The sequence below is a fragment of the Gluconobacter vitians genome, from assembly GCF_015244565.1.
Taxonomy (GTDB): domain Bacteria; phylum Pseudomonadota; class Alphaproteobacteria; order Acetobacterales; family Acetobacteraceae; genus Gluconobacter; species Gluconobacter vitians.
Map to the genome: position 1 here is coordinate 134,602 of NZ_JABCQG010000005.1, position 21,658 is coordinate 156,259.

Consider the following 21,658-nt stretch of genomic DNA (forward strand, 5'->3'; position numbering starts at 1 on the left):
TGGTCGAGAAAATGACTGAGGTGAAACAGTGTCCTGGTCCCGTTCAAGCTGTGGCGGAAAGGAAGGCCGCCGGTTACGATACTACGGCATCGGAGACAGGATGAAAAATGACGACATCGCCTATACCCACAGTTTCCCCCCGCGCTCCCGCATTTACTTCCGGAAACTGGCCGTCCTGGGTCACGCCCGAACTCGTGGCCGGCCGCACCCTGTCCTTCTCCGAACTGCGCATGGCTGGAAACTGGATCATCTGGCTCGAAAGCCGCCCGGATGAACAGGGCCGCTCCGTCATCACCGCCCGCGACCCCGAAGGTCACATCCGCGATCTGATCCCGGCCGGATATTCGGTCGGCACCCGCGTGCACGAATATGGCGGCGGCGCATGGGATGTCCGCCTGAAGAACGGCACCCCGCAGGTCGTCTTCAGCGACCGCAAACTCGGCGGCCTCTGGTTCAACGACGGCACCACCGCCACACAATGGGCACAGGCAGGCGAAAATCCCGAACACCGCTACGCCGACCTGACCTTCGACCCTGTCTCCGATGCCGTGTTCTGCGTGCGCGAAAGCCACGGCGAAGGCGTGCCCGTCGCAGCCCTCGTTCACGTTCAGCCCGACGGGCGCGAAACCGTGCTGGCCAAAGGCGCGGATTTCTACGCTGCCCCCCGCCCCTCACCCGACGGACGTTTCCTCGCCTGGTTCAGCTGGAACGACCCCGCCATGCCCTGGACCGTCACCAATCTCTCCGTCGCTCCCTTCGATCGCACAACCGGCACACTCGGCCCCGTCACCGACCTGACCGGCCCGGAACAGTGCAGTATCATCGAGCCTTGCTGGTCCTCTGACGGCACGCTCTACGCCACGTCCGACGCCTCGGGCCGCTGGACCCCCATCCGCTTTTCCCATGACGACACTGGCTGGCACCCACACAGCCTCGATGGCGCCAACGCCGAAATCGGCCTGCCCCACTGGGTCTTCGGTCAACGCACCATGGCCCCGCTGTCTGGAAGCAGACTGCTGGCCCTCGGCATCCGCCAAGGTCTCAATCATGTCCTGCTGGAAGACAACGGACACTGGACGGACGTCTCCCTCGGCACCCCCGTCAATGTCCCGCAACCGCTCGAAGACGGACGCTTCGCATGGATCGACGCCCTGACCGACGCGCCAGCCGCCATCGCCGTCGGCCGTCCCGGTGAGCCGTATGACCGCTTCCGCACCAGCGTCACGCTCCCGCCCGGCGTGACAAAAGCCGATATCGCAACGCCCACCCCCCTGACTTTCCCGACCGCCAACGGTGCCGAAGCCCACGCGCTTTTCTACGCCCCCGCCAGCAGCTCCAGCGCGCTTCAGCCCGGCGAAAAACCCCCGCTCGTCGTCATGGCTCATGGCGGCCCGACCGGCCGTGCCAATCCATCCTTCGCCTTCAAGGTGCAGTGGTGGACCTCGCGCGGCTTCGCTGTCCTCGACGTGAATTATCGCGGCTCAACCGGCTTCGGCCGTGTCTATCGCGAAGCTCTGGACGGACAGTGGGGCGTCGCGGATATCGAAGACTGCCTCGCAGGCGTGCAGGCCGTGCTCGACCGTGGCCTCGCCGATCCGGCCCGCTGCGTCATCCGCGGCAGCAGCGCCGGCGGCCTGACCGTCCTCGGCGCTCTCGCCCAGTCGGACCTCTTCGCCGCAGGAACCTCCCTCTACGGTGTCACGGACCTGCGTGCCCTCGCCGAAGAAACGCACAAATTCGAGGCCCGCTATCTGGACGGCCTGATCGGTCCCTATCCGGAAGACGAGGCCGTGTATCTGAAACGTTCTCCCATCACGCAGGTTGAGGGCATTACCGTTCCCGTCCTGTTCCTGCATGGCGGCGCAGACAGGGTCGTCCCCCTCTCACAGGCGGAGTCCATGCGCACAAAACTGGAACATTCCGCCCTGCACGTCTATCCCGAGGAAGCCCACGGCTTCCGCGCCCGCGAAACCATAGAAGACGCCCTGCAAAGGGAACTCGCCTTCTACCAGCAGGTTTTCAGTCACTGACTTCGACAGGCCGGGAATTACAGGATGAATTCCCGGCCTGCATTGTAGATGTGATAAAGCGAACTGGCCGGCATGTAATCGACCAGAGGCGCGCCACTGGCATTCAGACGGTCAACCCAGCCACCCTTCAGACGGTCCGGCGCATATCCGGACAGGAAACGCTCCCCGAGCTGCGCCGCCTCATCCAGCGTTCCACCCTGATGTTTCGCCCGCTGGCAAAGCAGACGAATGAGTTCGGTCTGCGGCCAGATTCTGGTTGAATGTTCAAAGACATCCCCATCCTCGGTCATCGCGTCGAACACCAGACCTGTAGCCCGGTCGCGCCCCTTCTTTGCTCCGACCTGATACAGATGTTCTGCCGCGTCCCTGAAATGCCGGGTCTTGGCGGCGTCAGGAGACGCAAGCCGGAGATACTCACCCAGAAGCCAGGACCATTCAAAAAGATGTCCGGGCTCGACGCGATTGCTGCCGGCTTTCTCGGCCGGTTTCCAGTCCGCATCGAAAAACTCAAGCAGCAGCCCCGAACGCGGTTCGATCAGATGCCTGAGCGCCAACTCCGCCATTTCCCGGGCTTCTGCAAGATAGAACTCGTCCTGCGTCGCCTCGAAAAGAGCCAGGTAGGCTTCCAGAAGATGCATATGCGGATTCTGGCGACGCAGACTGTCCACGGGGGGCACGGCATCCAGAAAGCCATCATTATGCGCTGCAAAAATGGTCCGGACCTCATCGGCCGTTTCCCGCGCGAGCCGGACAGGCCCTCCTGCACGGATGGACCACGCACAGGCATAGAGCACAAAGGCATGCGCATAGAGGTCGCGCCTGCAATCTGCGGGCCTGTCATCAGGACCGATCGAAAAGACCCATCCGGGCGCGCCGTCCCTGCGATGATAAAGCCGCTCCATCGTTTCCAAACAGGCCTCTGCCTTGGACGTCGCGTCATAAAGCCCGTCAAGCGATGCACGGTAACAGGTCGCGACCTGACGCGCCTGCACCATGAGGCGGAGCGCGTCCATGCGGATCGGCGTGCCATCCCATGACAGACGCTCATGAAACAGGTTCCGTCGCGGATCGAAGCCGCTGGTCGTCCATAAGGGAAGCGCCTTCGACGCCAGCCAGTCCCGCCAGGCAAGCGACGAAGCGGCAGACGAAGCGGCAATAGTCATGGGAATGTCTTTCTGCATGATGGTCTGTAAATTTCAGGATTCTGTGGGTGCCGGACCCGTGGCCGCTGGGAGCATCTTCCGCACGATCGACGTGGTGGAGCGACCGGAGACGAGGTCCACAAGAACCACCGCCCCGCCATAGGATTTGACGAATTCACCGCCCACGACCTCGTCCTCCTGATAATCCGCGCCCTTTACGATCACATCCGGCCGCAGGGCCCTGATCGTCTCAAGAGGCGTATCCTCGTTAAAGATCACGACAAGATCGACATAACGCAGTGCGCCGATCACCGTAGCGCGCGCCTGTTCATCCTGAAGCGGCCGTGTCGGCCCTTTGAGACGCGAAACCGAGGCGTCGCTGTTAATGGCGACCACAAGTCTGTCACCCTGCTGGGCCGCCGAGCGAAGCAGCGAGATATGTCCCGGATGGATCAGGTCAAAGCAGCCATTGGTGAATACGATCCGCGCCCCGTGATGATGCCATTCCTCAACGATAAGCGCAGCACGCTCAACGTCCACGAGAGCACCGTTTTCACGCATGTTCGCCAGCAGGACCGCACTGAGTTCCGAGCGTGACACTGTCGCCGTCCCCAGCTTGGAGACGACGATGGATGCGGCATTCGTGGCAATGACGATGGCGGTTTCGAGATCCTGCCCGGCGGAAATCACGCTGGCGATCGTCGCAACCACGGTATCGCCCGCCCCGGACACATCATAGACTTCCGACTTGCGGGCCTGTGAATGAACGGTTTCGCCATTCGTCCGAAACAGCGTCATGCCTTCTTCCGAACGGGTGACGAGCACATCGCCCCCGAACTGCCGGGCAATGCAGTGGGCCGCCTCCGCGATCTCGCTGTCAGTCCGGACCGGAAGGTTTGTCGCGGCCGCAAGTTCACCGCGATTGGGCGTCACTAAGGTCGCACCCCGGTAAACCGAGAAATCACGACGTTTCGGATCGACGATAATGGGCACATCCCGCGCATTCGCCGTATCAATGGCAAACCGGACGACCTCGTCGCCAAGCACGCCTTTCGCATAATCGGAACACACCACCACATCCGCCGAGGCCGTTGCTTCGGCAATCTTTTCCATAAGGCGTCTGCGGGTTTCTACCGAAAGCGCCCTGACATGCTCTTCATCGATCCGGACAATCTGCTGCCGGCCGCTCAGCACACGGGTCTTCGTGATCGTCGTCCAGTCAGCGTCTTCAACCAGACCCGAAACATCAATATTCGGCTGTAACCGCAGGGCCTCTTTCAGCATTTCGCCGGAAGCATCTGTCCCGATCAGCCCGATCAGAACCACATCGCATCCCAGTGCTGCGGCATTCATGGCAACATTCGCAGCGCCCCCCGGAACGGCTGTATGTTTCGCCCGGAGCAATACGGGAACCGGTGCTTCCGGCGAGATACGATCAACAGAACCATGCACGTAACAGTCAAGAACAACGTCTCCAATGATGACGACGCGACCGAAATCAAAGTCCTGGATCATGACTGTCTTCCATGGGGCAGGGACACAAGAAGCGGAGAGGAAAAGGAACGGTTTTCTGCCGTAAATATCCTGTCATCAGGACAGTATGGATTTTCAGTATCCACGGTGCAGATTCTGTCCCGATCAGAAAACAGGTTCAACCAGCAAAAATCCTGATCCCGGGAAAGAGGAACCGGTTTTCTTTCCTTTGAAAACAAATCAACGCTCACTCAATGTCATTAGTCTTTTTCTTGTAAGAAAACGTTCCAAACTCTTCCAAAAGACAATCCTGTATTCTGCCCTGATGATGCGTCCTTCCGGTTTTAAAGTCCAGAACTGCCATCAGAGCGTTCCGGATGCCGTCACGGCTTTACGATATCCGGCTCCAGCTTTTGGATCACCCGGAACGCCGTCACGACGGCCAGACTGCCAAACAGCACCACGCCCAGCGACTGCCCGACCAGAATCCCGACCGGCCCGTAAGCCGACCCGAACCACACGAACGGAATGGTCCCCAGCGTCGCCCGGCCCCAGTTGAACCCCGTGGAGTAGAACGGGTGCCCCAGATTGTTGAACGCCGTATTGGCCACAAACAGCAGTCCGACAAACATGTAACTCAGCACCAGCCAGCAGCAGAACAGCCGCACGATATCCACGCCGACACCCTGAAGCTCGAAAAGCTGGATGATGTAACTGTGCGTCGCCGCCAGAATCAGCCAGGTCACCCCCACACACAGCGCCGTCAGCTTGAGCGCTGCCAGAAGCGCCTCCTGCACGCGATGGATCTGCCGCGCCCCCAGGTTCTGCGCCATGATCGGCCCCACTGATCCCGTCAGCGCAAAAACCAGCGAAAACGCCACCGGCACGATCCGGTCAATCGTCGCCTGCCCCGAAACCGCATTGAGCCCGAACTGCGCCATGGCATGCGTGACGAACAGCGCTCCCGTCGGCGTCGCCAGATTGGTCGCAATCGCCGGAACCGCAATCCCGCCAATCAGTCGCGTGGATGGCCCGAACGCCGATCGCTCCGGCCATTCCAGCATGGCATGACCCCGCAGGTTCAGGAATCCGCTCGCCGCAATGGCCAGCCGCGCCAGAACCGTGCTGATCGCCGCGCCCTCAAGCCCCAGATGCAGTCCGAAAATCATGACCGGATCCAGACAGGCCGAAACCACTGCCCCGGTCAGTGTCACCCGCATCGAGCGCTTGGCATCCCCGACCGCCCGCAGAAGCGACGACAGCGCCATCCCCAGACAGACCAGCGGCAGCGCTGGCGAGACGATATGCAGGAACGTCGCCGCATGCTGCTGCGCCTCGCCATGCGCGCCCAGCAGCCCGAGCAGAGGCATCGCGAACGTCGCCGTCACCAGCCCCAGCACAGCGGCAATCGCCACCATGACCACCAGAAACGCCGAGGCCAGACGCCGGGCTTCATCATGCTGCCGCGCCCCGATCAGCCGCCCTGTGCAGGCTCCAAGTCCGATCGTCATGCCAATGGAAACAGAGACCTGCACGTAACTGACCGCCGTCGCAAACGCGATCGCCGCCGTCAGCGTCTTGTCATGCAGATGGGAAATATAGCCGTAATTGAGCAGATCGACGGCAAACACCGCCATCAGCCCGATCGCCCCTGTCCCGGCCATGGTCACGACATGACGCATGATGCTGCCATGAACGAATCTGGCGGGTCTGACCGGAGAATCGTCAGGAATACTGGGCTTTTTCGGGTCGTCGTCTGGCTGGGGCATGCTCACACATATTGCCCGTTCCAAACCCGGAGAACCAGAGGCTGAAAGCGTTTTTCCCACCCAGGTTCCAAGGAATTCCAAAGCCGAATCCGGCCTTCATGCAGGCTGGACGGCTCTTTTTTGCCTCGTAAGGACTTCCTTAACATCCACCGTGGAATCCTTGGCCGTGATGCTCGGGCATACGACCCGCAGCCTGTTCCATGTCCGGGAGTATGCCATGTCCTCGATCATCAACGCGGTCCACACCGCCGTCAGTGGCCTGAATTCGCAGTCCCATGCCTTCAGTGACCTGTCCAACAACATCGCCAACAGCCAGACCACCGGCTACAAGGCGAGCACGACCAGTTTCGAGGACTACGTTACCAACAACGAACTCGCCAATGACGGTGAAGCCCTGAGCGACAGCGTCGTCGCCACCACCCGTCAGCACAACGACAACCAGGGCATGGTCACGAGTTCAACCAACAGTTCGGCCCTCGCCATTTCCGGCAACGGTTTCTTCAACGTCGTGCAGGCCACCGGCCAGAGCAACGACAGCACTCCCGTTCTGGGTTCGCAGCAGTATTACACGCGAAACGGTGACTTCTCGCAGGACAAGAACGGCTATCTGGTCAACACGTCCGGCTATTACCTGGAGGGATACAACGTTAATTCCGCCACAGGCAGCCTGAGCACTTCTCTCGATCCCATTCAGGTTCCCTCCACCATCGCATTCCGGCCAACCGAAAGCACGAAGCTGACCATGACCGGTCAGCTCGACGGCAAGTCCACTTCGGCCACGGCCTATGACAGCAAGGGCAATGCCCAGACGGTTGCGCTGAACTGGACGCAGGTTGACGCCACGACCTGGACGGTCACCAATGCCAATAATGCCAATAATACCGCGACCGTGAAATTCGATGCCTCCACCGGCGCCATTGCATCCGTCAACGGACAAAGCCAGGCTTCGGGTTCGACTGCCAGCTTCGACTATGAGGGCTCCCCTCAGGACATGACTGTCAACCTGGGCACGATTGGCAGCACGAATGGCGTTAGTATCGTTACGGATGGTGCCACGCCGTCCGGCGTTACAACGGTTTCCGACAGCGTCACCAGCGGTAATTTCTCCGGAATTTCCATGCAGACGGACGGTTCTGTCATGGCGACTTTCGATAACGGCTATTCCCAGCTCGTCGCCAAGATCCCGCTGACGACCTTCGCCGATCCGAACAGCCTGTCCGCCCAGAATGGACAGGCCTATACCGCCACGGCACAGTCCGGCAGCCCGCAGATCAACGCCGTCAACACCAATGGCGCCGGCACTCTGACCACCGGCTCCGTAGAGGAATCCACCACTGACCTGACCGGTGATCTCAGCAAGCTGATCGTGGCGCAGCAGGCTTACGGCGCGAATACGAAGGTCGTCTCCACGGCAGACCAGCTTCTTCAGACCACCCTGGCAATGATCCAGTAAGCCGGACTGAAGGAACAGCAGCCTCATGGGACTGAACAGCGCACTCTCGATTGCAACATCCGGCCTGAATGTCGTTCAGAACGCCATGGCCGTTGCGTCCAACAACGTCTCCAATGCGGGGACAAGCGGCTATATCAAGGAAAACGCCAACGTTCAGTCAACCGTGGCTGGCAATACGGGTATTGGCGTCCGCACTGCCGCCACAACACTGGCCACGAACGAACAGGTCCAGAAGGCGCTCTACGCCCAGAACGCGGATGTCGCAGCCTACACCGCCACGAGCAATTCCCTGTCCAACATCACGGCGCTTCAGGGATCGACGACTGCAACCTCCGGCAGCAGCGGCACGCTCTCCGACCAGCTGGGCAATCTCCAGTCCGCCCTGACCTCCCTGACCTCCACACCCGACAGCGCCTCGGCCCAGAGCACGGTCGTCTCCGCCGCTGCCAGCTTCGCCCAGTCCGTCAACACCCTGTCCTCCGCGTATCAGACCCAGCGTCAGACCGCGCAGAACTCCGTGGTCTCCTCGGTTTCGGACATCAATACCGATCTCACCACGATCGGCACCCTGTCCACCAAGATCATGAACCTCAAGAGCACAGGACAGGACACGGCGGCGCTCGAAAACCAGCGTTACACGGCCCTGTCGTCCCTGTCCTCGGAGCTCTCCGTCTCCTGGTCGGAATCCGCAAATGGCGACATGACCATCAGCACGGCAGATGGCGTCACGCTTCCTACGCGCGACACCAGCAGCGCCAGCCCTGCGACCGTGTCCTCTACATGGCCGCTTTCCACGTCCTCGGCCCAGATTTCGGTCAGCATGACCTATCCGGGCACGTCTTCCAGTAACACCATCCCTGCCATCACCCTGAACGGCAAGGATGTCACCACCCATCTGACCGGGGGAACGCTGGGCGCCAACATCACCCTGCGGGACACGACCCTCCCCACCATGCAGGCACAGCTGGACTCCCTGACCTCGACGGTTGCCACCCGCTTCAGCGATCAGGGCATGCCTCTTTTCACGTCCGGGGCAGATGGCAGTGTTCCGGGCTCATCGCAGACGGACCTCACGCCGACCGGCAGCGTTGGCTTCTCGCAGGAAATGAGCGTTTCCAGCGTCTATTCCGATGACCCGTCTAAACTGCTCGATAACAGCACATCCGGCACCCAGACCGTTCTCAACGTGCTGAACAACAGTTTTGGAAGCAGCGGCACGGCGGCTCCAAGCACGAACCTCGGCATGACCAAAAACCTGTCGACAGGATATACGGGCGATCAGGGGATCATTTCCCTCGCCACCTCCCTGACGGCAAAACAGGCTGCCACCGCCAGTGATGCAAGCAGCGGCCTCGCCCTGTCCCAGACGACACAAACCAGCCTGACGTCCAACCTTTCCGGAACATCCACGGTCTCCGTGGACACGGAAATGGCCAATATCGTCACCCTGCAGAACGCCTATGCGGCCAATGCCAAAGTCGTTTCGACCGTCCAGACAATGTTCAGCGCCCTGCTGAGTGCAATCGGATCCTGATCATGACCGGAACCATTTCCAGCTTCGGATTTGGAGGAATCTCCAGCCAGCTTCTCCTCGGTGTCCAGAATCTTTCACAGAACCAGAGCGCCCTTCAGCTCCAGGCTTCGACTGGCGTGCTGTCCGACAGCTATGCCGGTCTCGGCGCCTCCCGGACACAGGCTCTCGCGCTTCAGCCCGCGATCACGCAGGTCTCGGCCTGGACGGGCAACGTCACGAACGCCCAGAATACCCTGACCACGACGCAGACTGCCCTGTCGCAGATTTCGAGCATTGCCAGCGACCTGACGAACTCTCTGTCCACGCTCGGAAGCACGCTGTCCTATTCAACCGTCACGACAGCTGCCACCGCCGCACAGACGGCCCTGACTTCTCTTGGCAATCTGCTGAACACCAAACAGGGCGACAGCTACGTCTTCGCCGGGCAACAGAGCACCACGGCACCCGTCAGCACGGATCTGGGCACATCCAGCCTGGCCAAGGAAATCGGACAGGCCGTCAGCCAGCTCGGTTCAACCAGTGCAGCCGATACTCTCAGCACGACACAGGATCTCGCCAACAATACTACGGCCGGCCAACCCTTTTCTGCATCGGTGTCCACTTCGCCAGATCAGGCCTATCAGCAGAAAACGCAGGTTGTCGTCGGACAGTCCGAAACAGTGTCGGTCGGCATGGTCGCCACGCAGGGTGCGACGTCCACCTCCACAAGCTCGCCCATTCGCGACCTGATGCGAAACCTCATGGTCGTCGCCTCTCTGGGTTCATCTTCGACCGGCACTACCGACTATTCCAATCTGATCTCCGGGCTTCAGAGTTCCATGGACAAGGTCACGAGCGGTCTGGGAGACATGAGCGGCCTTCTCGGTGTCCAGCAGAACAGCCTGACGGGTCAGAGCGCCATGCTGAGCCAGATGTCCTCTGCCCTGACCACCCAGCTCGGACAGGTAAAGGATGCCGATCTGGCAAAGGTTTCCACGCAGGTCACGGACACAAATAACCAGCTTCAGGCGTCTTATTCGCTTATCGCTGACATGAAGAGCATGACTCTGGCTTCATACCTCTGATCACAGTTGAAAAACTGTTTGTGACATCGCATATCCAGATCACTTTCCTTGAGGGAGATTGATGATATGAGCGAAACAAACACCCAGAAGGCCGCCGAAAAGCATGAGTTCAGTGCTGAAGTCGGACGTCTTCTGGATCTTGTGGTCCATGCCCTTTATTCAGATCGCGAAATCTTTCTGCGTGAACTCGTTGCCAACGCCGCTGACGCCACGGACAAGCGCCGTTTCGAGGCTCTGACAGACAGCGCGCTGGCTCTTCCGGAAAATGCGTCTATCCGCATCAATCCGGACAAGAGCCAGAAAGAGCTGACCATCTCCGATGACGGCGTGGGCATGACCCATGACGAACTGGCCCAGAACCTCGGCACGATTGCCCGTTCCGGCACCCGCGCCTTTGGTGAGAAGCTGAATGCCGCCAAGCCGGAAGACCGTCCGAGCCTGATCGGCCAGTTCGGCGTCGGCTTCTATGCCGCCTTTATGGTTGCAGACCGCGTGGACGTTACGTCCCGAAAGGCTGGTTCCGATGAAGCCTGGACCTGGTCGTCCGACGGCAAAGGCGCTTTCACGCTCACTCCTGCGTCCCGCTCTACACCAGGTACCGACATTGTCCTGCACATGAAGGACGATGCCGACGACTTCCTCGACAGCTGGCGTCTGCGCTCCATCATCCGCAAATGGGCAGATCATATTTCCTGGCCCATTACACTGCGTGAAACCAAGGAAGACGGCACCACGGAAGATCAGGCCGCCAATGAAGGCACGGCCCTGTGGAGCAAACCAAAATCCGAGATCACGCCGGAACAGTATGCCGAGTTCTACCGGCACATCTCGCATGCTTTTGACGAACCCTATGCAACGCTGCACTGGCGCGCGGAAGGTGTAACCGAATTCACCGCCCTGCTGTTCCTGCCCAGCGCCCGTCCGTTCGATTTCATGGAGCAGTCCCGCGAAAGCCGGATCCATCTCCATGTCCGCCGGATGTTCATCACCGACGAAGCCGAACTGGTCCCGAACTGGATGCGCTTCGTGCAGGGCGTGGTCGATACCGAAGACCTGCCGCTCAACGTCTCGCGTGAAATGCTCCAGGCCACCCCGGTCCTGGCCCGTATCCGGAAGGCCGTCACCAAGCGTGTCCTCACCGAAATCCGCAACCGTGCCAAGGAAGCCGATAGCGGTTTCAACACGTTCTGGGAAAACTTCGGCGCCGTTATCAAGGAAGGCCTGTGGGAAGACGCCGAACACCGTACGGAGATCGCCGGTTTCGCCCGCTTCCACTCCACCTACAGTGACGACCTGATCACGCTGGATGATTACATTTCCCGCATGAAGGATGGTCAGGACGCCATCTATTATCTGACTGGTGACAGCCTCGATGCCCTGAAGTCCTCGGCCCAGCTTGAAGGCTTCCGCGCACGTGGCGTTGAAGTTCTGCTACTGTCCGACGCGGTGGATGGCTTCTGGCCGGAGCGTCTGTCCTCCTATCAGGACAAGCCTCTGCGCTCTGTCACCCACTCCCATGGCGATCTGGAGAAGTTCGAGTCTGTGGAAGCAGACACGACCGAGGCCGCTGATGTCGAAAAGCTGGTTCCGGCCCTCAAGAATGCTCTGGGCGATCAGGTCAAGGACGTTCGCAGCACCGTGCGTCTGACGGGTAGTGCCGTGGTTATTACGTCCGATGGCGGCCCGGACCTGACAATGCAGCGTCTGATGCGTCGCTCAGGCCAGGCCATGCCAGCCATGCCGCCGATCCTTGAGATCAACCCGAAGCATCCGCTCATCAAGGCCCTGGCCGAGCGTGTGACGAAGGGCGAAGGCATCAAGGACTATGCCAGCGTTCTGCTGGATCTGGCGCGGGTGCAGGAAGGCGAGCCCCTCCCTGATCCGACAGGCTTCGGCCGTTCGCTCGCAACGCTGCTGGCTGGTCCGGCCGCAGAGTAAGCGACCCCGGTCAGATTACAGAAAGGCGAGGGAAACATCCCTCGCCTTTTTTAGTGGTTCTCAAAGCAGGGAAAAATTAGCCCCGACCTGCGCTACCCAGCCGGACAGTTCCTCGTGAGGAACGCTGTCGGACCTCACGCGGAGACGCACCGAATTTCTGCCGGAACCGCCGGGAGAAATGCGCGGCGTTGCGGAAGCCGTGGTTCAGCGCAATCTGTGCAATCGGCAGCGCATCATGGGCCGGGTTCGTCAGATCCGCATGGATCCGCTCCAGACGACGGTTAAGCATCCAGCCTGCAACGGCACCTTCCTCTCCATCGAAAAGCTGATAAAGCGCCCGCGTCGAAATCCCTGACGCTTCCGCAATGCTCTGCGGGGTCAGATCATGTTCGTGCAACGGCGTCTCGATATAGTGCCGGATATGCTTCTGCCGATGCCGCCGGCGCCCCGCCACGCTGACTTCCAGATCCAGGCAATCCAGGATCGTTGTGATCAGCAAGTCCGTCACATGCTGCAGAAGGCGCTGGCGTGTCTGGGGGATAGCATCTTCCAGAAAGCCGGCCTCCAGCATGGCGGAAACGGATAAAAGGAAGGCGCCGGGCCCTTTTTCCAGGTCGAAGGTCAGCGGCGGCAGCCCTGACAGCATGGGAAGATGCCGCAGCAGCGCAGGGCGCGTCACACTGAGCAGAAAGACATCTGCCGTGGGTTCGACCGCCGGGGGTGTCGTCAGTGCCGCGAACTGCCTCTGATCCAGATAAAGCGTGCCGCGCGATTGCCGGGGTAGCACCAGCACGGCCCGTCCCTGTTCCAGAATTCCTGCGATTGCCGATGACAGGGTTGTGCTGAGCCGGGCAACAACAGGATCCATACCGCGTGGTGGCACCGCAAGTGTGGCCAGCGGCACGATGCGCTGTGCATTCAGATCACCATGCGAACTGTCAGTCACGACCATGCTCTGTAAGGAGAGGTGGAAATGCTGTTAAACACCATTTTCGGAAGTGAAACCAAATAAAACAACGATAGATGAATGGCTATAGGGAAAATCCATTTAAAGGGAAATAGCCATATTGTATTTCATACTATGTCGTCACCGGGTGCCATTTGGCGGCCTAGATCACATTAAAAATCTCAAAAGTAAAAGTTCTTTTAAAATAGGATTATAGTTCGGTAATACACGCAATCTGTTTTGATTGATTCAATATATACCCGTGGTGGGTAAAAAATAAAACCTGCGTTTTCTCTGAAATTTCGGCCAGAATCTTCAATCCGGCTGCTGTCCGCTCTTCATCAAACGTCACGAATAGATCATCGGCCAGGAAAGGCAGACGGATCCCACGATCCAGTGCCTGCTCCACTGATGCCAGACGCAGCGCCAGATAAAGCTGATCGCGCGTGCCCTCGCTCATGGCATGCACCGGCACGAGCGCCGTGTTTCCCGGTCGACTCCCCGCCAGCACAAGCCCGTTCGAGCCTTCGTCTTCGGTCGCCAGTCCCGCATAGCGCCCCAGTGTCAGGCGCGAAAACAGATCTCCGGCCCGCGATAGCAGCGGCCCATGCGCCTTCTGCCGCCCCTGCTCCACCAGACGTGACAGCATCAACTGCTGAAGCCTGAGTGAGACATAACGGCTGGCCCGCTCGGCAATTTCCGCCTCTGTCTCTTGGATTTCCTCGGCCGTTTCATGCACGCCCCGTGCAGTTTCCAGCTCGGCCAGAGCCGCCCGCGCCTTGAACAGGCGCTCGTCCACTTCTGACCTGCGGGCGTTCAGCGCCGCAGTCTCCGCTTCGATGGCCTCGAACTCCTGCTCAAGCTGCGCCGGATCCGTCCCGCGCGCTTCTTCGAGCAACGCCTCGAGTGGTCTGCCATTCCCTGCCTGCCGGATCTGCTCCCGCAGTTCGTCCCGTTTTTCACAAAGCCCGGCCCTGTACCGTGCCTGCGACAGCGCGGTATGGAGATCATCATCCGGCCCAATTCCCAGCATGGACCGTACCGGCATCAGTTCTGCCTGAAGCGCCGATATCTGCATATCTACCTGTGCAATTTCAGCCTCAAGCGCATTTTTTTGCTGCACAACAGCCTGTCGCTCGCGTTCGCGCTCGAGTTCCCGCGTCAGGAAAGCCTCAAGCTCCGCCGCATCGCGCTGTCCATAGCGCTGAAGGAAAACCCCAAGCGCATTGCGAAAAGCTGCAATATCGCGCGCTTCGGAATCCTGTTCCTTCCGCTCGTTTTCAAGCCGCTCCTGGATCGTGCGCGCTTCCCGCACATCCTGCAGATCAACCCGCTCTGCCCGGCCTGGATAACGGCACCCATGACATGCAACCGCCCAGTCTTCTTCCCACTGTGCCTGACTGCGTTCCAGTTCGGACAGCATCGCCCGGTCCCGCGTCAGGGCCTTCTCCAGCCGGACGCGCTCTGCCTGCTGCGACGCATGATGCTGCGCCTCGGCCTCGTCCCGCTCCAGAAGGGATGCGGCCTGCCGGATCTGAACAGCCAGCCGGTCGGACATGCAGCCCTTTATAAAGACGCCCAGCCGCCGGCTCATCTCATCCCGGCTGGCCTTTGCCGTTTCAAGCTGCATCCGCGCGACCTGCAACGCGTCCTCGGCCGCCAGTGCCGTCTGCCGCCGCGCGATCCAGACCTGAAGCTGCGCAGGAGGCAACACCGGAGCCCCCAGTGTTTCCAGCAGTGCCGCCCACGCAATCCTGCGACGATCCAGTTCCGCCTCCGTCTGCACAATCCTGCGCCGGGCCTCGTCAGCCCTGAGCACAAGATCCTCACCCTGACGGACCAGTGTTGCCAGCTGTGCGGACTGCTCGGCATGGGCATGACGCCGGTCCGCCAGACTGTCCGCATTCTGGATCAGAACGCCGAACGCCTCCCGCATCGCAGAAGCCGGACAGGTTCCGGATTGGAATTGCCCTTCCATATCCTGCCACAGCCGGTCGCGTTCCTGACGCGCGGCCAGAAGCTGCTCGCGCGAAACAGCCTGTCCGTCTTCTTCCAGCCGCCGACGCTGCTGCGCCAGTTGTGCCGCTGCCGTTTGTGCCGCCTGCTCTTCGTCCAGCGCGCCGCGCCGCTGCTCTTCAAGTGCTGTCCACAGCCGGATTTCTTGTTCAAGGGCTGCGAGGTCGGGCACTGCAAGAGCCGTCAGCTCACCCCGGCGATCTTCACTCTTCGCCGACCATGGCAACAGCGCCCCATAAGCCGCGGCTGTCAGATCCTCCTGCCGCGCAACGTCCTGCGCAAGACCGTCGATGCGCTCATCAACCGGTCCAAGACTTCTCGCCTCATCCAGTTCCAGTCTGAACAGACGCAACCGCTCCGCACAGGAATGCTCTTCCGTCCCCGAACCGATCACGGGGTGAAGGCCCTCAAGAGCCTGCTCCGTCTCCCGAAGCCGCGCCCGAAGATCCTGCTTCTGCGTCTGCAGCAGAACACGGGCCTGAAGCCGCTGATCCAGATCATCCAACGCGACCAGCGCGGGGAGATCACCCGGTTCACATCCATGCCGCGCCCAGAACTGTTCCAGCCAGATTCCGTCCCGCGTCATGCGCGCCCGACGTTCTCCAACCGCTGCTTCCAGCCGTTCAATAAGAACGCCTTTAGCCAGAAGTGCACGGATATTTTCATGATCCACAAGGATCGGATGTGAATCGCCAAACGATTTAATTTGTTCTGATATCGCACCAATTTTTTGCCGTGCGATTGATGCGGCATGTTCATCCCGACGCAGCGTCTCGAGGATTTTTTCAATCCGGCCACAGTCCTGAATGCTCAATTCCCACGCAGAAAACTGAGCAATTTCCGTTTCGATATCAGTAAGTTTCTGAAACGGAACGGAAGTCATTTTCCGTCGTGAATTATTTCTGCGGCGCACACCGAGGTCCTGAATTGCGCGCTCACAAAGAGTTTTTTCAGTTTCTGATTGGGAAAGTTCCTTATCCGAAATGGATAATTGCTTGGCTGTTGTTGTATCGTTGCGGAGGGTCTTCTGCAGCTCCGTAAGTTTTGTGCGCGCCTGCTGCAGAGCCGATTTGGAGGAGCGATATTTCCATTCCGAATTGACATCATCCTGAAGGGAAGATGCCAGCTTTCCGACCCCTTCAAGTCCCAGCCCGGCCGCAAGGATCTGAAGCCCCGCATCGTCTTTCAGACGGCGCATTTCCTCGCCGCCTTCGCGCAACCGCGCATGATCCAGTGCCCAGGCCGCTTCGAAGCCCTTCGCATCCAGCCCGCCCAGCCAGGTCCGCAGCAGTAAATCGTCCAGAGCGGTCTTATCGTCTGCCGCATAGAGCGTCTGGTTTCGCCCACGCCGGCGAATACCCTCGAAAATCGCCCCGTCCTGTTCCAGACACGCCCCAACCCGCAATAATGAGGCGGCCGTCATCCAGTCTCCGGAAATATGATGCGGAAATCCGAACAGAAAATCCCGGATGGCGCTGAGCGTCGTCGATTTTCCGGCTTCATTGGGACCGTAAATGACATGCAGATCCCGTGCGCCTTTGGGAAAGGTCAGCGTGGCATCCTGAAAGCCGCCATAGCGGAAAAGATCGAGACGATCGAAACGCATTATTCCGTCTCCCCCACCAGTCGCGCCCGCAAGGCTGCCCGCGCCTGTTCAAGCGGAAACTGACCTCCCGCCATGAGACTGTCCCGCTCCACACAGGACGGCAACGCAGAGAAAAACCCTTCAAATGCCTCTGGCAGGGACGCCAGAAACTCCTCGTTCTGCATCAATCCCTCAAGCGCCAGATCCAGTTCCCGCGTCTCCGCCACGCCAGCCCGATGTACCGGTGCGGCCGTCTCATTCCGAATTTTTTCAAGTGCAATCTGTGCGGTCCCATGCGCCAGTGAAACCGCGATACTCCGCAGATCCTCTTTCCAGGCATGGGAGGCACATAACCGGTCATGCAATGCGCTCTGCCCGGTCAGCACAATCCGCGCAATGACCGTCCGCCCCTGCGCTTCGGCAAGAGCCTGTTCCATCTCACGCCGCGCGGCGGCCAGAACTGCCTCCATCGTCTGCATGTCACTGACATCCAGTTCAAGCTGGCTCCAGCGCACCACATCACAATCGACAAATGTCACAGACCGGACAGACCCGTCCTCGACATCCACAAGCGCGCAGCCACAGGCCCCGGTCTCCCGCGCATGCCGTCCCTGAAGCACGCCCGGAAACACGATCCAGGGATGTTCACAGACAATTTCGCGTGCATGGACATGCCCCAGCGCCCAGTAATCATACCCCTTGGCCGATAATGTCTCGACGGAGCAGGGCGCATAGGTTTCGTGCTCCCCGTATCCCGAGAGCGACGTATGCAGCACGCCGATATTGAAACACCCCGCCACTGGCGCGGGATAGGATCGCGTCATGTCCTGCGTGACATGCCGGTCCCGGAAACTCTGCCCATGCAGCGCCACGCCCAGCTCCGGCCAGTGCAGGGTCTGCGGTGCGTCATAAGAGAAATGATGGATTCCGTCCGGCAGCGGCAATTCGCGCGCAATGACCGACTGGGCATCATGATTGCCCGAAAGCGTCACCACCCGAATGCCTGCCTGAACAAGCCGGCTCAGCGCCCGGACCATGTAAAGCCCGGTCCCGACATCCTGCCAGGTTCCATCATACAGATCCCCAGCCAGCACGACGAAATCGACCTTTTCCGTCAGTGCCGTTTCGACAAGCCGGTCCAGTGCGCGCCGCGTGGCCCCGCGGATTTCCGCTTCGGGAAGCCCCTCGTAACGGCTCAGCCCCCTCAGGGGGCTGTCGAGGTGAATGTCAGCAGCGTGGAGGAAGCGGAATGAAGACATGCGGGAAGTTTACGCCCTCCCGGATGTCTTGCAAACGGTGCGCCGGTCTCAGGCCGCAGCCATGTATTGCGACACGATTTCCGGCATCAGCCCTTCAAGCGCCTCCGCCGAAGCGGTTTCCTCGTCTTTCAGGCATTCCAGAGCCGCCGCATCCTGCGCAAAGCCAAGCTGCCGCGCCAGCACGACCAGAACCTGAAGCGATGTGATCTGATGCGCGCGATACCCGCTCGCCGCCAGCACGTTCTTCAGAACGTCATGCTCCTCACCGCCATGCAGCAGCCCCGAGACGGTGCTGAGAATGGACGAGACCGTCTCATGCGGAACCGGGGCAGGGTGCCCGTGCCGGGACAGAAGGATCGTGATCTCCCGCGCATGGCTCCGGCTCATCGCCAGATCCTGCTCCATGCGCTGGCACAGCCCCGGATACTGTTCACACACGGGCAGTTCGGAAAGTGCTGTCTCAATGGCCTTGGATTCAATGGACAGGTGATCCCGCAGGGCGCTCAGATAAATGTCCAGAGCTGACCTGCCCGTCGTTTTTGTTCTGCCCACCGTGGATCCTTCTCATCTTTGGCGTGGTCATAAATGGCCATATTGCCGGATGGAGTGCAAGAGCGCAGCGCCGCCCGCGCAGGGAGAGACCAGTCATGAAAAACCCCATGCCGGAGATCGGCATGGGGCATTCAGGTTCAGCGGGTTCTGTGGGATCAGAAACCGGCGCTGACAGACCCGATGGCAGCAAACGGTGCTGCAATCATGTAAGTCGGGGCCGTACCCTTGATCGTATTGCCGAAGATGCCGCGCTGGGCCGTGGCATTGGTCGTCGGCGAGGTCGGGAAGCCGAGGTAATGGTTGTTGGTGATGTTGGTCAGGTTCAGCTTGATGTTCGGTGCCTGCAGGAAGCCGAGCGTCTTGAAGCGGTAGCCAACCGTGATGTCCATCTTGACGTAACCAGGGATGTGCTGGTCGTTCATGAAGGTGGAATACTGCTTGGCGACGTATTTCAGCTTGTAGGCGCCGAAAACATTGCCGTCATCATAGTCGAGATTGAAGCCGACCTGATATTTGGGAGTATCCGGAGCAAACTTGCCGCTCGTCTTCAGGTAATCGACCGTATTGGAGCTGCTGGCACGCAGGTTGCTCGTGGTGCGGGCATCGACATATTCAAACGAGGCATAGGGGCGGATGTGATAGAAGATCGGGCGTGTGCCGACTTCCGCATCCACACCATTTGTGCTCTGGCCACCGGCATTGACGTTGGTGGTGGCGTAGTTGAGGCAGGAACTGTCAAGACATTCGGTTTGCGAGAACAGACGGTTCGTGAAGTTGTAGTGGAAATACGTGACCGAGGCCATGACCGTCGGGCCGGTGTAACGCCAGCCGGCTTCTTCGGAAATGGAGATTTCCGGCTGCTGGTTCTGGTTGGCCTGCGTTCCGTAGTAGTTTCCGGAAGCATTCTTGGACGGCAGGTAGTACGTTCCGGCATCATACAGGGAGTAGTTCGTCGGGATACGGAAGTTCGTGGAGCCCGAGACGAAGACCTGCATTTCCGGGTTGATCTGATAACGGATCGAAGCCGTCGGCAGCGGCTGGTAATACGTCTTGTCGATATACGGACCCGTGGACGTGTTCGGCAGGAAGTTGTGAGCGTCACGTGTGACGATCGCATATTTCAGGCCGGCGTCGATGGTCAGCTTGTTATGGAACAGCGACAGGCTGTCACCGATGAACATGGTATGCGTGCGCGTCTGGGTCAGGGCCTGACGGTACTGATAGGTCGTGCCGTCGTTGAACACATAGTTCGGTCCGCCACCCCACAGGTTCCAGGGCGTACCATCTGCCCCAATGCCGGTGCCTGGTGCGGTCTGGGACTGCTTGGCATATTCGAACCAATAACCAACCATCAGACGGTTCACACCCGTGGTCAGCGTCAGCTTCGTGACGGCACCCGGACGATACGTCGTCGTGATGGACGGCTCATAGATCAGGCTGCCCTTTGCAGGCGTCTTGCCATCCAGCGTACCACCCATGACGGTCTGGCCCCAGTTCGTGGGAACGGAATAGGCCGCACCACCACTGCCGCTGCCGTACCAGAAATACGGCGTTTCCGTCAGGACGAGGTGATCCGTCAGCTTGAAGGTGGACGGAGCACTGGCATAGATGTTGGTGAACGGATTCTGATGCAGCTTGTAGTAGTTGCAGTTATTCTGCTGGTAAACGCCATTATAGACAGTATTGTTAATCGTGGCGCCGGTTTTATTGACAAACGTTGTGCCGTTTGCCCGGGTACAGGTGCTGCCGTTGTAACAGCTTGCGATGTTCTGGTCCTTTACACCGAAACCATACGTGTCCCAGGAGGCCTGGTTTACGCTCGGCGTCAGGTAATTGTAGAGACGGTTGCCAACAATCGCGAGCGAAACGCGGTTGCCGTCGCCCCAGTCATTCACGAACTTCGCTTCGGCATGAAGCTTGCGGTTCGTTGCCTCGGAATGAATGGCGTCTTCGGTGGCATAGGAGCCGGAGAAATAGGCGCGCAGGTTGGTCTGGCCGATCTTGCCGGTATCCAGACGCAGGAAGCCGCGCGTGTAATCGTATGAACCGTAGGAGACGTCGAACGCGCCGCCCTTCTTCATCTTCGGGTCGATCATGTACATGTCGACCACGCCACCAGTGGCACTCAGATGCGGGCTGTCGAGGTCAGCGGAGCCCTGTGCGAGACTGACCTTGCGCAGGTTTTCGGAGTCCACAATTTCCTGGGAATAGACCGAGAAGGAACCGATATCGTTGATCGGGAAGCCTTCAAGCGTGAAACCCATCTGCGACTGGTCGAGGCCACGGGCGCTCATGTGGCTTCCCGTCAGGCCTGCCGGATCGGAAGACGTAACGTTCGCACCTGGAAGCAGCGCGATCAGCTGCATTGGGTCCTGGCCCGGTGCCTGCTTTTGGATGTAGTCGCGGGAAATGGCCGAAACGGACTTCGCAGAGTCTTGTTTCTGCATCAGACCACCACCGACATCGCGACGTGTTACGCCATCGAAATAGGTGTGATGTCCGCTGACGGAGACATGTTCTTCATGTTCGTCTGTTGGAGCCGTATTGCCCATCATGGACGGGGCGGCAGCAGCGACTTTCGCGGGACCCTTCTTGGCGGAAGGGGCCGTGCTGTCTGCGGGTGCGGCGAATGCCGACACCGTTCCAAACGCAAACAGGGCCGAAGTCGAAAGCAGGCGAGCAAGGCGCATTGTGTTTTCGGTCTTTCTCGGTCAGGGGAACTTTCAGCCGAGAAAAAGCATGAGTGACGGCCCTATTTCAATCAGATGGTGACTGATACATTATGACATGGAGGGGGTATGGCAATTTAGTCACATTTCTTTGGCGTAACGGCCCTGAATAGCAGGAAATCCCCCAGCTAATGTGACATTTGCAAGACAAACCCCGTTTTTCTGGAG

13 protein-coding genes are annotated in these 21,658 nt (G+C 59.6%); 5 read left to right on the forward strand and 8 right to left on the reverse strand.

The window, feature by feature from the left end:
* Positions 1-107: 107 nt before the first annotated feature.
* On the forward strand, positions 108-2,030 hold the full coding sequence (locus HKD24_RS05805; RefSeq protein ID WP_194259413.1) for a S9 family peptidase: 1,923 nt from the start codon (positions 108-110) through the stop codon (positions 2,028-2,030).
* A gap of 17 nt (positions 2,031-2,047) precedes the next feature.
* Here HKD24_RS05805 and HKD24_RS05810 read toward each other — a convergent pair whose 3' ends face one another.
* The 3 genes from HKD24_RS05810 to HKD24_RS05820 all read right to left on the reverse strand — a co-directional run bounded on the left by HKD24_RS05810 (position 2,048) and on the right by HKD24_RS05820 (position 6,414).
* Positions 2,048-3,193: an AGE family epimerase/isomerase gene (locus HKD24_RS05810; protein WP_194259414.1), complete on the reverse strand. Its 1,146-nt coding sequence runs from the start codon at positions 3,191-3,193 to the stop codon at positions 2,048-2,050.
* 33 nt (positions 3,194-3,226) lie between these two features.
* On the reverse strand, positions 3,227-4,687 hold the full coding sequence (rfaE1, locus tag HKD24_RS05815; protein ID WP_194259415.1) for a D-glycero-beta-D-manno-heptose-7-phosphate kinase: 1,461 nt from the start codon (positions 4,685-4,687) through the stop codon (positions 3,227-3,229).
* Positions 4,688-5,028: 341 nt separating this feature from the next.
* The gene (locus HKD24_RS05820) at positions 5,029-6,414 is read right to left on the reverse strand and encodes an MATE family efflux transporter (RefSeq protein ID WP_228124195.1); all 1,386 of its coding nucleotides are present in this window, start codon (positions 6,412-6,414) and stop codon (positions 5,029-5,031) included.
* A 169-nt stretch (positions 6,415-6,583) separates the two neighbouring features.
* Between HKD24_RS05820 and flgE the strand changes: the two genes are divergently transcribed.
* The 4 genes from flgE to htpG all read left to right on the forward strand — a co-directional run bounded on the left by flgE (position 6,584) and on the right by htpG (position 12,403).
* Positions 6,584-7,867 (forward strand): flagellar hook protein FlgE, encoded by a 1,284-nt coding sequence (gene flgE, locus HKD24_RS05825; protein ID WP_228124212.1) that lies wholly within the window; start codon positions 6,584-6,586, stop codon positions 7,865-7,867.
* Between the two features lie 25 nt (positions 7,868-7,892).
* Positions 7,893-9,401, forward strand: a complete 1,509-nt coding sequence (flgK, locus tag HKD24_RS05830; RefSeq protein ID WP_194259416.1) for a flagellar hook-associated protein FlgK — start codon at positions 7,893-7,895, stop codon at positions 9,399-9,401.
* A 2-nt stretch (positions 9,402-9,403) separates the two neighbouring features.
* Positions 9,404-10,465 carry a flagellin gene (locus HKD24_RS05835; RefSeq protein WP_194259417.1) on the forward strand — a complete coding sequence of 354 codons (1,062 nt, stop codon included), beginning with the start codon at positions 9,404-9,406 and terminating at the stop codon, positions 10,463-10,465.
* Between the two features lie 66 nt (positions 10,466-10,531).
* Positions 10,532-12,403 carry a molecular chaperone HtpG gene (gene htpG, locus HKD24_RS05840; RefSeq protein ID WP_194259418.1) on the forward strand — a complete coding sequence of 624 codons (1,872 nt, stop codon included), beginning with the start codon at positions 10,532-10,534 and terminating at the stop codon, positions 12,401-12,403.
* Between the two features lie 76 nt (positions 12,404-12,479).
* Here htpG and HKD24_RS05845 read toward each other — a convergent pair whose 3' ends face one another.
* The 5 genes from HKD24_RS05845 to HKD24_RS05865 form a co-directional block, all read right to left on the reverse strand.
* A complete protein-coding gene (locus HKD24_RS05845) occupies positions 12,480-13,355 on the reverse strand; it encodes a helix-turn-helix domain-containing protein (protein ID WP_194259419.1) in 876 nt (291 codons plus the stop codon).
* Positions 13,356-13,560: 205 nt separating this feature from the next.
* Positions 13,561-16,971 (reverse strand): YhaN family protein, encoded by a 3,411-nt coding sequence (locus HKD24_RS05850; RefSeq protein ID WP_194259420.1) that lies wholly within the window; start codon positions 16,969-16,971, stop codon positions 13,561-13,563.
* Complete coding sequence (locus HKD24_RS05855) at positions 16,971-18,209, reverse strand: metallophosphoesterase family protein (RefSeq protein ID WP_194259421.1); 1,239 nt, start codon at positions 18,207-18,209, stop codon at positions 16,971-16,973. Before HKD24_RS05855 ends, HKD24_RS05850 begins: the two co-directional genes overlap by 1 nt.
* Before the next feature lie 48 nt (positions 18,210-18,257).
* Complete coding sequence (locus HKD24_RS05860; RefSeq protein WP_194259422.1) at positions 18,258-18,761, reverse strand: DUF892 family protein; 504 nt, start codon at positions 18,759-18,761, stop codon at positions 18,258-18,260.
* 155 nt (positions 18,762-18,916) lie between these two features.
* The gene (locus HKD24_RS05865; protein ID WP_194259423.1) at positions 18,917-21,451 is read right to left on the reverse strand and encodes a TonB-dependent receptor; all 2,535 of its coding nucleotides are present in this window, start codon (positions 21,449-21,451) and stop codon (positions 18,917-18,919) included.
* Between the last annotated feature and the right edge of the window lie 207 nt (positions 21,452-21,658).